Annotated in this window: 12 protein-coding genes and 2 tRNA genes; 13 read left to right on the forward strand and 1 reads right to left on the reverse strand. The window is 62.0% G+C overall.

What is annotated here, in order from left to right; all coding sequences use genetic code 11:
• Window positions 1–11 precede the first annotated feature (11 nt).
• The 3 genes from carB to J5M67_RS01870 are packed head-to-tail and all read left to right on the forward strand — an operon-like array spanning window position 12 to window position 4,121.
• On the forward strand, window positions 12–3,233 hold the full coding sequence (gene carB / locus J5M67_RS01860; RefSeq protein WP_207882707.1) for a carbamoyl-phosphate synthase large subunit: 3,222 nt from the start codon (window positions 12–14) through the stop codon (window positions 3,231–3,233).
• Window positions 3,230–3,706 (forward strand): transcription elongation factor GreA, encoded by a 477-nt coding sequence (gene greA, locus J5M67_RS01865; RefSeq protein WP_017518953.1) that lies wholly within the window; start codon window positions 3,230–3,232, stop codon window positions 3,704–3,706. The genes carB and greA overlap by 4 nt, the downstream gene beginning before the upstream one ends.
• Window positions 3,687–4,121, forward strand: coding sequence for a DUF4149 domain-containing protein (locus J5M67_RS01870; RefSeq protein ID WP_207882709.1), 435 nt, complete (start codon window positions 3,687–3,689; stop codon window positions 4,119–4,121). Before greA ends, J5M67_RS01870 begins: the two co-directional genes overlap by 20 nt.
• Before the next feature lie 42 nt (window positions 4,122–4,163).
• Here J5M67_RS01870 and J5M67_RS01875 read toward each other — a convergent pair whose 3' ends face one another.
• Window positions 4,164–4,478, reverse strand: a complete 315-nt coding sequence (locus J5M67_RS01875; protein WP_207882711.1) for a YhbY family RNA-binding protein — start codon at window positions 4,476–4,478, stop codon at window positions 4,164–4,166.
• 79 nt (window positions 4,479–4,557) lie between these two features.
• Here J5M67_RS01875 and rlmE point away from each other — a divergent pair, with 79 nt between their 5' ends.
• The 10 genes from rlmE to nusA all read left to right on the forward strand — a co-directional run bounded on the left by rlmE (window position 4,558) and on the right by nusA (window position 13,114).
• Window positions 4,558–5,181 carry a 23S rRNA (uridine(2552)-2'-O)-methyltransferase RlmE gene (rlmE, locus tag J5M67_RS01880; RefSeq protein WP_017518950.1) on the forward strand — a complete coding sequence of 208 codons (624 nt, stop codon included), beginning with the start codon at window positions 4,558–4,560 and terminating at the stop codon, window positions 5,179–5,181.
• A gap of 201 nt (window positions 5,182–5,382) precedes the next feature.
• A complete protein-coding gene (ftsH, locus tag J5M67_RS01885) occupies window positions 5,383–7,299 on the forward strand; it encodes an ATP-dependent zinc metalloprotease FtsH (RefSeq protein WP_207882720.1) in 1,917 nt (638 codons plus the stop codon).
• 9 nt (window positions 7,300–7,308) lie between these two features.
• Window positions 7,309–8,178, forward strand: a complete 870-nt coding sequence (folP, locus tag J5M67_RS01890) for a dihydropteroate synthase (protein ID WP_207882721.1) — start codon at window positions 7,309–7,311, stop codon at window positions 8,176–8,178.
• Window positions 8,175–9,515 carry a phosphoglucosamine mutase gene (gene glmM, locus J5M67_RS01895; protein WP_207882723.1) on the forward strand — a complete coding sequence of 447 codons (1,341 nt, stop codon included), beginning with the start codon at window positions 8,175–8,177 and terminating at the stop codon, window positions 9,513–9,515. The genes folP and glmM overlap by 4 nt, the downstream gene beginning before the upstream one ends.
• A gap of 65 nt (window positions 9,516–9,580) precedes the next feature.
• On the forward strand, window positions 9,581–10,336 hold the full coding sequence (tpiA, locus tag J5M67_RS01900) for a triose-phosphate isomerase (RefSeq protein WP_207882725.1): 756 nt from the start codon (window positions 9,581–9,583) through the stop codon (window positions 10,334–10,336).
• A 2-nt stretch (window positions 10,337–10,338) separates the two neighbouring features.
• Entirely contained in the window at window positions 10,339–10,731 is a 393-nt protein-coding gene (gene secG, locus J5M67_RS01905) for a preprotein translocase subunit SecG (RefSeq protein WP_207882727.1), read from the forward strand.
• A 16-nt stretch (window positions 10,732–10,747) separates the two neighbouring features.
• Window positions 10,748–10,833 (forward strand) — tRNA-Leu (locus J5M67_RS01910).
• A gap of 91 nt (window positions 10,834–10,924) precedes the next feature.
• Window positions 10,925–11,001: transfer RNA gene (locus J5M67_RS01915), tRNA-Met, on the forward strand.
• A gap of 127 nt (window positions 11,002–11,128) precedes the next feature.
• The gene (gene rimP / locus J5M67_RS01920) at window positions 11,129–11,587 is read left to right on the forward strand and encodes a ribosome maturation factor RimP (protein WP_207882729.1); all 459 of its coding nucleotides are present in this window, start codon (window positions 11,129–11,131) and stop codon (window positions 11,585–11,587) included.
• Between the two features lie 45 nt (window positions 11,588–11,632).
• Window positions 11,633–13,114: a transcription termination factor NusA gene (gene nusA, locus J5M67_RS01925; protein ID WP_015478930.1), complete on the forward strand. Its 1,482-nt coding sequence runs from the start codon at window positions 11,633–11,635 to the stop codon at window positions 13,112–13,114.
• The last annotated feature ends 23 nt before the right edge of the window (window positions 13,115–13,137 follow it).

Genomic DNA, 13,137 nt, shown 5'->3' on the forward strand with positions numbered 1-13,137 from the left:
ACGAGAGTCCCATGCCCAAGCGTACAGACATCAAGAGCATCCTGATCCTCGGCGCCGGCCCGATCGTCATCGGCCAGGCCTGCGAGTTCGACTACTCCGGCGCACAGGCCTGCAAGGCCCTGAAGGAAGAAGGCTTCCGTGTCATCCTGGTGAACTCCAACCCGGCCACCATCATGACCGACCCGGCCATGGCCGACGCCACCTACATCGAGCCGATCAAGTGGCAGACCGTCGCCAAGATCATCGAGAAGGAGCGCCCTGACGCGCTGCTGCCGACCATGGGCGGCCAGACCGCTCTGAACTGCGCCCTGGACCTCGAGCGCCACGGCGTGCTCGAGCAGTTCGGCGTGGAAATGATCGGCGCCAACGCCGACACCATCGACAAGGCCGAAGACCGCTCGCGCTTCGACAAGGCCATGCGCGACATCGGCCTGGCCTGCCCGCGCTCGGGCATCGCCCACAGCATGGAAGAAGCCTACGGCGTGCTGGAGAAGGTCGGCTTCCCCTGCATCATCCGTCCGTCCTTCACCATGGGCGGCACCGGCGGCGGCATCGCCTACAACCGCGAAGAATTCGAAGAGATCTGCGCCCGTGGCCTGGACCTGTCGCCGACCAATGAGCTGCTGATCGACGAATCGCTGATCGGCTGGAAGGAATACGAGATGGAGGTTGTCCGCGACAAGAAGGACAACTGCATCATCGTCTGCTCCATCGAGAACTTCGACCCGATGGGCGTGCACACCGGTGACTCGATCACCGTGGCTCCGGCGCAGACCTTGACCGACAAGGAATACCAGATCATGCGCAACGCCTCGCTGGCGGTGCTGCGTGAGATCGGCGTGGAAACCGGCGGTTCCAACGTGCAGTTCGGCATCTGCCCGAACACCGGCCGCATGGTCGTGATCGAGATGAACCCGCGCGTATCGCGTTCCTCGGCGCTGGCTTCCAAGGCCACCGGCTTCCCGATCGCCAAGATCGCCGCCAAGCTGGCTGTCGGCTACACCCTCGATGAGCTGCAGAACGACATCACCGGCGGCCGCACCCCGGCGTCCTTCGAGCCGGCGATCGACTACGTCGTCACCAAGATCCCGCGTTTCGCCTTCGAGAAATTCCCGAAAGCCGACGCCCGTCTGACCACCCAGATGAAGTCCGTGGGTGAAGTCATGGCCATCGGCCGCACCTTCCAGGAATCCGTGCAGAAAGCCCTGCGTGGCCTCGAAGTCGGCGCCACCGGTTTCGATCCGAAGCTGGACCTGAACGATCCGGAAGCCGAAGGCATCCTCAAGCGCGAGCTGACCGTGCCCAATGCCGACCGCATCTGGTACGTCGCCGACGCCTTCCGCGCCGGCAAGAGCATCGCCGAAGTCTTCGACCTGACCCGCATCGACGAGTGGTTCCTGGTGCAGATCGAAGACCTGGTCAAGGACGAGGAGCGCGTGAAGACCCTGGGTCTGTCCGCTATCGACCGCGACCTGATGTACAAGCTCAAGCGCAAGGGCTTCTCCGACGCCCGCCTGGCCAAGCTGCTCGGTGTGACCGAGAAGAACCTGCGCAGCCATCGCCAGAAGCTCAAGGTGCTGCCGGTGTACAAGCGCGTGGACACCTGCGCCGCCGAATTCGCCACCGACACCGCCTACATGTACTCGACCTACGAGGAAGAGTGCGAAGCCAATCCGTCGACTCGCGACAAGATCATGATCCTGGGCGGCGGTCCGAACCGCATCGGCCAGGGCATCGAGTTCGACTACTGCTGCGTACACGCCGCGCTGGCCATGCGTGAAGACGGTTACGAGACCATCATGGTCAACTGCAACCCGGAAACCGTCTCCACCGACTACGACACCTCCGACCGCCTGTACTTCGAGCCGGTTACCCTGGAAGACGTGCTGGAAATCGTCCGCGTCGAGCAGCCCAAGGGCGTCATCGTGCAGTACGGCGGCCAGACTCCGCTGAAACTCTGCCGTGCCCTGGAAGAAGCCGGTGTGCCGATCATCGGCACCAGCCCGGACGCCATCGACCGCGCCGAAGACCGTGAGCGCTTCCAGCAGATGGTGCAGCGCCTGAACCTGCGTCAGCCGGCCAACGCTACCGCGCGCAGCGAAGACCAGGCCCTGGAGCTGTCGAAGAATATTGGCTACCCGATGGTGGTGCGTCCGTCCTACGTACTGGGCGGCCGTGCGATGGAAATCGTCTACCAGGAAGAAGAGCTCAAGCGCTACATGCGCGAAGCCGTGAAGGTCTCCAACGACAGCCCGGTGCTGCTGGACCGCTTCCTCAACTGCGCCATCGAAGTCGACATCGATGCGGTGTGCGACGGCGAGACCGTGGTGATCGGTGCGATCATGCAGCACATCGAACAGGCTGGCGTGCACTCCGGTGACTCCGCCTGCTCGCTGCCGCCGTACTCGCTGCCGCAGCACATCCAGGACGAGATCCGCGAACAGGTCAAGAAGATGGCCCTGGAGCTCGGCGTGGTCGGCCTGATGAACGTGCAGATGGCCGTGCAGGGCGAGGACATCTACGTGATCGAGGTGAACCCGCGAGCGTCCCGTACCGTGCCGTTCGTCTCCAAGTGCATCGGCGAGTCGCTGGCCAAGGTGGCGGCCCGCGTCATGGCCGGCAAGTCCCTGGCCGAAGTCGGCTTCACCCAGGAGGTGATCCCGCCTTACTATAGCGTCAAGGAAGCGGTGTTCCCGTTCGCCAAGTTCCCGGGCGTCGACCCGATCCTCGGCCCAGAGATGAAATCCACGGGCGAGGTGATGGGTGTCGGCGACAGCTTCGGTGAGGCATTCGCCAAGGCCCAGCTGGGCGCCAGCGAAATCCTGCCGAACGCCGGTTGCGCCTTCATCAGCGTCCGCGAGGACGACAAGCCGCAAGCCGTTCAGGTCGCCCGCGACCTGGTCGCGCTGGGCTTCGAAGTGGTCGCCACCGCCGGTACCGCCCGCGTCATCGAGGCTGCCGGTCTGCCGGTGCGCCGCGTGAACAAGGTGACCGAGGGCCGTCCTCACGTGGTCGACATGATCAAGAATGACGAAGTCACCCTGATCATCAACACCACCGAAGGTCGCCAGTCCATCGCTGACTCGTACTCCATCCGTCGTAACGCCCTGCAGCACAAGATCTACTGCACCACCACCATCGCGGCGGGTCAGGCGATCTGTGAGGCGCTCAAGTTCGGTCCCGAGAAGACCGTTCGCCGTCTGCAGGATCTCCATGCAGGAATCAACGCATGAGCAAATTTCCAATGACCGTCCAGGGCGCTCGCGCCCTGGAAGAAGAACTGAAATACCTGAAGACCGTTCTGCGCCCGCAGATCACCCAGGCCATCGCCGAAGCGCGTGAGCTGGGCGACCTCAAGGAAAACGCCGAGTACCATGCGGCCCGTGAACAGCAGGGCATGTCCGAGGCGCGTATCCGCGACATCGAGGCCAAGCTGTCGAACGCGCAGATCATCGACGTGACCACCATTCCGCACTCCGGCAAGGTGATCTTCGGCACTACCGTGGACATCGCCAACGTCGAGACCGACGAGACCGTGACCTACCAGATCGTCGGCGACGACGAGGCGGACATCAAGAACAGCAAGATCTCGGTCAACTCGCCGATCGCCCGTGCGCTGATCGGCAAGACCGAAGGCGACGCCGTACTGGTGAAGACTCCGGGCGGTGACGTCGAGTACGAGATCGTTGAAGTCCGCCACGCCTGATCGGCAAAGTCCAAGCGCAGGCACCATCAGCTGGCTGCTGGCCCAGACATTCTGGGTCGGTGGCCTTTGGCTGCTTCAATTCGTGATGCTGCCGGCGCTGGCCAAGATCGGCCTGGCGCCGCTGCTGGTGGATGCGGTGGCGGATGCCCTGAAGCCGCTGCTGCTGGGTTTCGCCGGTTTCTGCGCGTTGCTCCAGGCCCTGGTGCTCTGGCAGACGCGCGGATTCGCCGCCTTCACCCGCGAGATGCGTGGGCAATTGCTGCTCAGTGTGCTGGTGATGACGATGGTGTATTTCGGAGTACGCCAGGTCGCGCCGGACGCCGAGCGTTGGCTGCTGTTCAACTACCTGGTGGTGGCGCTCTGCGGGTTGCTGCTTGTGCTGCAGCCGGCGCCGGGGCGGGACGAGCGGAACTGACGCGGCGGAGCCTTGCCGGCTCCGCGCTGCCGGGCTTGACTGTCAGAGACCGCTGTAGCGGCTGATGTTCGACAGGTTCTTGTTCGGCTTGGGATTGCGGCGATAGATCAGCGCCATCTTGCCGATGACCTGGATCAGTTCGCAGCTGCCGTTCTGGCAGAGTTCGTCGATCAGCGCGCGACGGTCGTCACGTTCGGCGATGCGGAACTGCACCTTGATCAGTTCATGATCGTTGAGTGCACGCTCAAGCTCGGCCATCACGCCTTCCGAGAGACCGTTTTCAGCGACGGTCAATACGGGTTTCAGGTGATGCCCGATAGATTTGAACTGCTTTTTCTGCTCCTGAGAGAGCGCCATAATCTGACCCCTGGGAAAAAAGGCGGATATTCTACCCGAGTTTCGGTTATACCGGGATGCCGCTCAGACGAGGTAATACGTGGCCCGTTCCAAGACTAGCCATCGCTGGCTGAAAGAACATTTCGACGATCCTTACGTGAAGATGGCACAGCGCGACGGCTATCGCTCGCGTGCCAGCTACAAGCTGCTGGAAATCCAGGAGAAGGATCGCATCCTGCGCCCGGGCATGACCGTGGTCGACCTCGGCGCGGCGCCGGGCGGCTGGTCGCAGGTCACCAGCCGGGTGATCGGCGACAAGGGCACCCTGATTGCGTCGGACATCCTGCCGATGGACAGCATTCCGGACGTCACCTTCATCCAGGGCGACTTCACCGAGGACGAGGTTTTTGCCCAGTTGCTGCAGGCCATCGGAGAGAATCCGGTAGACCTTGTGATTTCCGATATGGCCCCCAATATGAGTGGATTGCCCGCCGTGGACATGCCTCGTGCCATGTTCCTCTGCGAGCTGGCCCTGGATCTGTGCACCCGTGTGCTGCGTCCGGGGGGCGATTTCCTGATCAAGATTTTCCAGGGTGAGGGTTTCGACGCTTACCACAAGCAGGTTCGCGAGAATTTCGAGAAGGTACAGATGCGCAAGCCGCTGTCGTCCCGCGACCGTTCACGGGAGCAGTATCTGCTCGCACGGGGCTTTCGCGGCGCCTAGACTGGAATGATTGGGCCGGCTGTTGGTCTATGCCTTGCAGGTTTTGCTTGTACCGGTGAAAGCCGGGGTTCATAAAGGGTTACAGACGGCGCCTGCCTGGCGGCGGGCGTTGTGTAGTAATTTTGGCCGGAAGGAGTCTGGCCGTCGTGAGAAGCGGTTTCCAGGGCGGAGCCGGCTTCAGAGGGTAGTCAATTGAACGACATGGCAAAGAACCTGATTCTGTGGCTGATCATCGCGGCGGTACTCGTCACCGTGATGAACAACTTCTCCAGCCCGAGCGAGCCACAGACGCTCAACTATTCCGACTTCATCCAGCAGGTGAAGGACGGCAAGGTCGAGCGCGTGACCGTCGACGGTTACGTCATCACCGGCAAGCGCCAGGATGGTGACACCTTCAAGACCATTCGCCCGGCGATCCAGGACAACGGCCTGATCGGCGACCTGGTCAACAACAACGTCGTTGTCGAAGGCAAACAGCCCGAACAGCAGAGCATCTGGACTCAGCTCCTGGTGGCGAGCTTCCCGATCCTGGTGATCATCGCGGTCTTCATGTTCTTCATGCGCCAGATGCAGGGCGGCGGCGGTGGCCGCGGCGGCCCGATGAGCTTCGGCAAGAGCAAGGCCCGCCTGCTGTCGGAAGACCAGGTGAAGACCACTTTCGCCGACGTCGCCGGTTGCGACGAAGCCAAGGAAGAGGTCAGCGAGCTGGTGGAGTTCCTCCGCGATCCGGGCAAGTTCCAGCGCCTGGGCGGTCGCATCCCGCGCGGCGTGTTGATGGTCGGTCCGCCCGGTACCGGTAAGACCCTGCTCGCCAAGGCCATTGCCGGCGAAGCCAAGGTGCCTTTCTTCACCATTTCCGGTTCGGACTTCGTGGAAATGTTCGTCGGCGTGGGCGCTTCCCGTGTTCGCGACATGTTCGACCAGGCCAAGAAGCACGCACCCTGCATCATCTTCATCGACGAGATCGACGCCGTCGGTCGCCATCGTGGCGCCGGCCTGGGTGGCGGTCACGACGAGCGCGAACAGACCCTCAACCAGTTGCTGGTGGAGATGGACGGCTTCGAGATGAATGACGGCATCATCGTCATCGCTGCGACCAACCGTCCGGACGTGCTCGACCCCGCGCTGCTGCGTCCGGGGCGCTTCGACCGCCAGGTGGTGGTCGGCCTGCCGGACATCCGTGGCCGCGAACAGATCCTCAAGGTGCACATGCGCAAGGTCCCGCTGGGCGACAACGTCGATCCGGCCGTGATCGCACGCGGTACCCCGGGCTTCTCCGGTGCCGACCTGGCCAACCTGGTCAACGAGGCCTCGCTGTTCGCCGCTCGCGCCAACAAGCGCATCGTCGACATGCGTGAGTTCGAGCTGGCCAAGGACAAGATCATGATGGGCGCCGAGCGCAAGACCATGGTCATGTCCGAGAAAGAGAAGAAGAACACCGCGTTCCACGAAGCCGGCCACGCCATCGTTGGCCGTCTGGTGCCGGAACACGACCCGGTCTACAAGGTTTCGATCATTCCGCGCGGCCGCGCCCTGGGCGTGACCATGTTCCTGCCGGAAGAGGACCGCTACAGCCTGTCCAAGCGTGCCCTGGAAAGCCAGATCTGCTCCCTGTTCGGCGGCCGTATCGCCGAGGAAATGACCCTGGGCTTCGAGGGCGTGACCACCGGCGCATCCAACGACATCATGCGCGCCACCCAGTTGTCGCGGAACATGGTGACCAAATGGGGCCTGTCGGAGAAGCTCGGTCCGCTGATGTACGCGGAAGAAGAGGGTGAAGTCTTCCTCGGACGCAGTGCTGGCAGCCAGCACGCCAATGTGTCCGGCGAGACCGCCAAGCTGATCGACCAGGAAGTGCGCCGCATCATCGATGACTGCTACGGCACTGCCAAGCGCCTGCTGGAAGAAAACCGCGACAAGCTCGACATGATGGCTGACGCGCTGATGAAGTACGAAACCATCGACGCCGATCAGATCGACGACATCATGGCCGGCCGCACGCCGCGCGAGCCGCGTGACTGGCAGGGTGGCAATTCCGGGTCCTCCGGCAATGCTCCCGCGCCGCGCGACGAAGGTCGCCAGGAAAACCCGATTGGCGGGCCCGCTGGCGAACACTGAGAGCACTGAATGAGTTCGTTGTACCACCCGACCCGGTTGCCTTGCGGCAGCCGGGTTCTTGATTTGAGTCGCCCGCATGTCATGGGCATCCTCAACGTCACCCCTGACTCCTTCTCCGATGGTGGACGCTTCAATCAGCACGATGCTGCGTTGCGTCATGCGGCAGAGATGGTGGCAGCCGGTGCCACGCTGATCGATATCGGCGGCGAGTCGACCCGTCCGGGAGCTCGAGTGGTGTCGCCCACCGAGGAGCTGGAACGCGTCGCTCCGGTAGTCGAGGCGATCGCCCGTGAACTGGATGTGGTGATTTCGGTGGATACCTCCACGCCGGCCGTGATGCGCGAGACCGCTCGTCTCGGTGCTGGCCTCATCAATGATGTGCGTTCCCTGCAGCGCGATGGCGCCCTGGATGCCGCAGTCGATACCGGCCTGCCGGTCTGCCTGATGCACATGCGGGGTGAGCCGGGGAACATGCAGGACGACCCGCGCTATCCCGACATCATCCAGGAGGTTCTCGACTTCCTTGGGGAGCGCATTGCGGTGTGCGAAGCGGTGGGCATTGCCCGGGAAAAGATCATCGTCGATCCTGGCTTCGGTTTCGCCAAGACCCAGAATCACAATCTCAACCTGTTCCGGCAGATGGAGCGGTTGCTGGAGCTGGGCTGTCCGATGCTGGTCGGGGTTTCCCGCAAGAGCATGGTCGGCCGCGCGCTGGGTCGGGAGGTCGATGAACGTCTCTATGGAAGTCTGGCCCTGGCGGCGCTGGCGGTGGCCAAGGGGGCCAGCATTATTCGCGTCCATGATGTCGCCGAGACGGTGGACGTGGTTCAAATGATTCACGCAGTGGAAAGTGCAAAGGAAGAGGGGAGATTCGCATGAGCAGGAAGTATTTCGGCACCGATGGTATTCGCGGCCGTGTAGGCACGCCGCCGATCACGCCGGATTTCGTGCTCAAGCTGGGTTGGGCGGTCGGCATGGCGTTCCGTCAGCAGGGCAAATGCCGTGTGCTGGTGGGCAAGGACACCCGGATTTCCGGATACATGTTCGAATCCGCGCTGGAGGCAGGGCTCTCTGCCGCGGGCGCCGATGTCATGCTGCTCGGTCCTATGCCCACGCCGGGTATTGCCTACCTGACTCGCACCTTCCATGCCGAAGCCGGCATCGTTATCAGTGCGTCGCACAACCCGCATGACGACAACGGCATCAAGTTCTTCTCCGGTCAGGGCACCAAGTTGCCCGATGAGGTCGAGCTGATCATCGAGGAGCTGCTCGATGCGCCGATGACCGTTGTCGAGTCGGCCCGCCTGGGTAAGGTGTCGCGCATCAACGACGCCGCAGGTCGCTACATCGAATTCTGCAAGAGCAGCGTGCCGTCCAATACCGATTTCGCCGGGCTGCGTATCGTGCTCGATTGCGCCCATGGCGCAACCTACAAGATCGCCCCGAGCGTATTCCGCGAGCTGGGTGCCGAGGTGTCGGTGATCGGTGCGCAGCCGAACGGCCTGAACATCAATGACAAGTGCGGCTCGACCCATATCGAGGTGCTGCAGCAAACGGTGCTGGCCGAGCAGGCCGACCTCGGTATCGCCTTCGATGGCGACGGCGATCGAGTGATGATGGTGGATCACACCGGCGCGGTGGTCGACGGCGACGAGATCCTTTTCCTGATCGCCCGCGACCTGCTCGATCGCGGCAAGTTGCATGGTGGCGTGGTCGGCACGCTGATGAGCAACCTGGGGCTGGAGCTGGCGCTGCAGGACCTGAACATTCCGTTCGTGCGCGCCAAGGTGGGTGACCGCTACGTGATGGCCGAGCTGCTCGCGCGGAACTGGCAGTTGGGCGGCGAGAACTCCGGTCACGTCGTCTGCTGCCAGCATACGACGACGGGCGACGCTGTCATTGCTGCGCTGCAGGTGCTGATGGCGCTGAAGACGCGCGGCCAGAATCTGGCCGAGGCGCGCATGGGCATCCGCAAGTGTCCGCAGGTGCTGATCAATGTGCGCTTTGCCGGTGGCAATGTTGACCCGCTGGAACATCCGGCAGTCAAGGAGGCCTGTGCCAAGGTCACTGAAGAGATGGCCGGCCGTGGGCGCGTATTGTTGCGCAAATCGGGCACCGAGCCGCTGGTGCGGGTGATGGTCGAAGGTGACGAAGAGGGCCGGGTGCGGGCGTACGCCGAGCAGCTGGCGAAAGTCGTGACTGAGGTATGTGCTTGATTTCTCTTGTCAGTTCCAAAACTGTCGAGTAATATCTGCGCCCACTTTGCTCAGCGAGGTACAGCATGCGTCGACCCCTGGTGGCCGGTAATTGGAAAATGCACGGTACCCGCTCCAGTGTAACGGAGCTGATCAAAGGCCTGCGGCAACTGGCTCTTCCTACGGGTGTCGACGTGGCGGTGTTTCCGCCCTGTCTGTACATCAACCAGGTCAAACATGGTTTGGAGGGTAAGGCGATTGCCGTCGGTGCGCAGAATTGCGCGGTAGAGCCGATGCAGGGCGCCTTGACGGGTGAGGTCGCAGCCAGCCAATTGGCGGATGCGAGTTGCTCTCTGGTGCTGGTTGGTCACTCCGAGCGTCGCCTGATACTGGGTGAAAGCGATGGAGTGATCAGTCGCAAGTTTGCAGCGGTTCAATCGTGTGGCCTGGTTCCGGTGCTGTGCGTGGGTGAAACCCGCGAGCAGCGCGAAGCAGGCAAGACTTTGGAAGTCGTCGGGCGCCAGTTGGGCTCGGTGATCGAAGATCTGGGCGTCGGGGCGTTTTCCCGTGCTGTAGTGGCTTACGAGCCGGTGTGGGCGATTGGGACGGGGCTGACGGCCTCTCCTGAAGAAGCCCAGGAAGTGCACGCGGCGATTCGCGCGCAGCTTTCGGCGGAAAACGCTGAAGTAGCTCGCGGCCTTCGTCTCCTGTACGGCGGCAGCGTCAAGGCAGCCAATGCTGTCGAGCTGTTCGGAATGCCGGATATCGATGGGGGGCTCATTGGTGGTGCCTCCCTGAATGCGGATGAGTTCGGTGCGATCTGTCGCGCCGCAGGAAACTGAAGATGCTGGAAACAGTTGTAATCGTGATTCACCTGCTGATGGCGCTGGGTCTGGTTGTGCTGGTCCTGCTTCAGCATGGCAAGGGTGCCGACGCTGGTGCGTCGTTCGGTGCTGGTGCTTCGGCCACCGTTTTCGGTAGCCAAGGTTCTGCTACCTTCCTGAGTCGTTTTACTGGTATACTCGCTGCAGTTTTTTTCATTACCAGCTTGGGTTTAGCGTATTTTGCTAAAGAAAAAGCTGATATGATTCGTCATGCCGGCCTTCCTGATCCGGTAGTGATGGAGCAAAAGCAGGAAAAGGCTCCGGCAGCTAACGATGTGCCGGGCTCGCAAGGGCAGCAACAGGCTCCTGCGACCGGTAACAGCGATGTTCCGGCGGCTCCTGAGCAGAAGTAAGCAGGCAAGAGTTTTTGCCGAGGTGGTGGAATTGGTAGACACGCTACCTTGAGGTGGTAGTGGCCATAGGCTGTAGGGGTTCGAGTCCCCTCCTCGGTACCATATACGAAAGGCCCGCTGTGCGGGCCTTTTCGTTCCGGAGTTTCGGTTGACCTTCAAGGGGCTCAACCGTATAATTTCGCACCAGCTTTGACGCGGGATGGAGCAGTCTGGTAGCTCGTCGGGCTCATAACCCGAAGGTCGTAGGTTCAAATCCTGCTCCCGCAACCAGTTTAGCAGAGCCCCTTTTCAGGGGCTTTTTGCTAGCTGGACAGTCCGTGCCGCCAGGTCAGGGCGGTCCTTAAGGGATGGGCGTTTCGCCCATTTTTTGTTTCTACAGCATACGCGAGGCGATCAGGTGTCGAGCAAGCTAGAACAGTTGCAGGCCTTGTTGGCCCCTGTAGTAGAAGCGCTCGGCTATGAGTGCTGGGGCCTGGAGTTCATTTCCCAAGGTCGTCATTCCCTGCTCCGGGTTTATATCGACCGTCCGGAAGGCATCCTGATCGATGACTGCGAGATCGTCAGTCGTCAGGTCAGCGGCATCCTGGATGTGGAAGACCCGATCAGTGGTGAGTACACCCTGGAAGTGTCCTCCCCCGGCATGGATCGGCCTCTCTTTACGCTTGACCAGTTCGCCCGCTATGTCGGCGAGCAGGTAAAGATCAAGCTGCGTACGCCCTTCGAACGGCGGCGCAATTTCCAGGGCATTCTCCGTGGTGTGGAGGAGCAGGATGTGGTGGTCCTGGTAGACGACCATGAATACCTGCTGCCGGTCGATTCGATCGACAAGGCCAACATCATTCCCCGATTTGAGTGAGCCGCCAGAGCGCGGATTCCAATGGATTGAAAGGCGAGGCGTACGATGAGCAAAGAAGTACTGCTGGTTGTTGAGTCGGTATCCAACGAGAAGGGTGTACCGCCTGGCGTGATTTTCGAAGCGCTGGAGCTGGCCCTGGCGACCGCGACCAAAAAGCGTTTCGAGGACGAGGTTGACCTGCGCGTGGAGATCAACCGCGCCAACGGCAACTACGAAACTTTCCGTCGCTGGACCATCGTCGAGGACGAGGACTACTCCAATCCGGCATCGGAACTGACCGTCGAAGACGTGCAGGAAGAGCACCCCGGCATGAAGGCCGGCGAGGTCATCGAAGAGAAGATCGAGTCCATCGAGTTCGGTCGTATCGCCGCGCAGACCGCCAAGCAGGTCATCGTGCAGAAGGTCCGCGAGGCCGAGCGCGCACAGGTGGTCGACGCCTACCGCGAAAAGGTCAACGAGATCATCTCCGGCACCGTCAAGAAGGTCACTCGCGATAACGTGATCGTCGACCTGGGCAACAACGCCGAAGCGCTGCTGGCCCGCGACCAGATCATCCCGCGCGAAACCTTCCGCGTCGGCACCCGCGTGCGTGCCCTGCTCAAGGAGATCCGCAGCGAGAACCGTGGTCCGCAGCTGGTCCTGTCGCGCACCGCGCCGGAAATGCTGATCGAGCTGTTCCGCATCGAAGTGCCGGAAATCGCCGAGCAGCTGATCGATGTGATGGCCGCCGCCCGTGACCCGGGTTCGCGCGCCAAGATTGCCGTCCGCTCCAAGGACAAGCGTATCGATCCGCAGGGCGCCTGCATCGGTATGCGCGGTTCCCGCGTCCAGGCCGTTTCCGGCGAACTGGGCGGCGAGCGAGTGGACATCGTCCTGTGGGACGACAACCCCGCGCAATTCGTGATCAACGCCATGGCTCCGGCCGAAGTGGCGGCGATCATCGTCGACGAAGATACCCACACCATGGATATCGCCGTCGCTGAAGACAACCTGGCCCAGGCTATCGGGCGCAGCGGTCAGAACGTACGTCTGGCCAGCCAACTCACCGGCTGGACCCTGAACGTGATGACCGAGGCCGATATCCAGGCCAAACAGCAGGCTGAGACTGGCGACATCCTGCAGCGTTTCGTCGACGAGCTGGATGTCGACGAGGAACTGGCCCAGGTACTGGTGGAAGAAGGTTTCACCACCCTGGAAGAAATCGCCTACGTACCGATGGAAGAGATGCTCAGCATCGACGGCTTCGACGAGGACATCGTCAATGAGCTGCGCTCGCGCGCCAAGGATCGCCTGCTGACCAAAGCCATCGCCACCGAAGAGAAACTTGCCGACGCACAACCGGCCGAAGACCTGCTCAGCCTCGATGGGATGACCAAAGAGCTGGCGGTGGATCTGGCGCTGCGTGGCGTAACCACCCGTGAAGATCTGGCCGAGCAATCGATTGACGATCTGCTCGACATCGACGGCATGGACGAAGAGCGTGCCGGCAAGTTGATCATGGCCGCCCGGGCCCATTGGTTCGAGTAAGCATTCGCGGCCTGAGGAGAGAA

It is taken from the genome of Pseudomonas sp. 30_B (genome assembly GCF_017491605.1).
Taxonomy (GTDB): domain Bacteria; phylum Pseudomonadota; class Gammaproteobacteria; order Pseudomonadales; family Pseudomonadaceae; genus Pseudomonas.

Bases quoted from the DNA above. Each gene is read 5' to 3' on its own strand.
- carB (WP_207882707.1), top strand. From the start codon at position 12: ATGCCCAAGCGTACAGACATCAAGAGCATCCTGATCCTCGGCGCCGGC.
- greA (WP_017518953.1), top strand. From the start codon at position 3,230: ATGAGCAAATTTCCAATGACCGTCCAGGGCGCTCGCGCCCTGGAAGAA.
- J5M67_RS01875 (WP_207882711.1), bottom strand. From the start codon at position 4,478: ATGGCGCTCTCTCAGGAGCAGAAAAAGCAGTTCAAATCTATCGGGCAT.
- ftsH (WP_207882720.1), top strand. From the start codon at position 5,383: ATGGCAAAGAACCTGATTCTGTGGCTGATCATCGCGGCGGTACTCGTC.
- folP (WP_207882721.1), top strand. From the start codon at position 7,309: ATGAGTTCGTTGTACCACCCGACCCGGTTGCCTTGCGGCAGCCGGGTT.
- glmM (WP_207882723.1), top strand. From the start codon at position 8,175: ATGAGCAGGAAGTATTTCGGCACCGATGGTATTCGCGGCCGTGTAGGC.
- tpiA (WP_207882725.1), top strand. From the start codon at position 9,581: ATGCGTCGACCCCTGGTGGCCGGTAATTGGAAAATGCACGGTACCCGC.
- secG (WP_207882727.1), top strand. From the start codon at position 10,339: ATGCTGGAAACAGTTGTAATCGTGATTCACCTGCTGATGGCGCTGGGT.
- nusA (WP_015478930.1), top strand. From the start codon at position 11,633: ATGAGCAAAGAAGTACTGCTGGTTGTTGAGTCGGTATCCAACGAGAAG.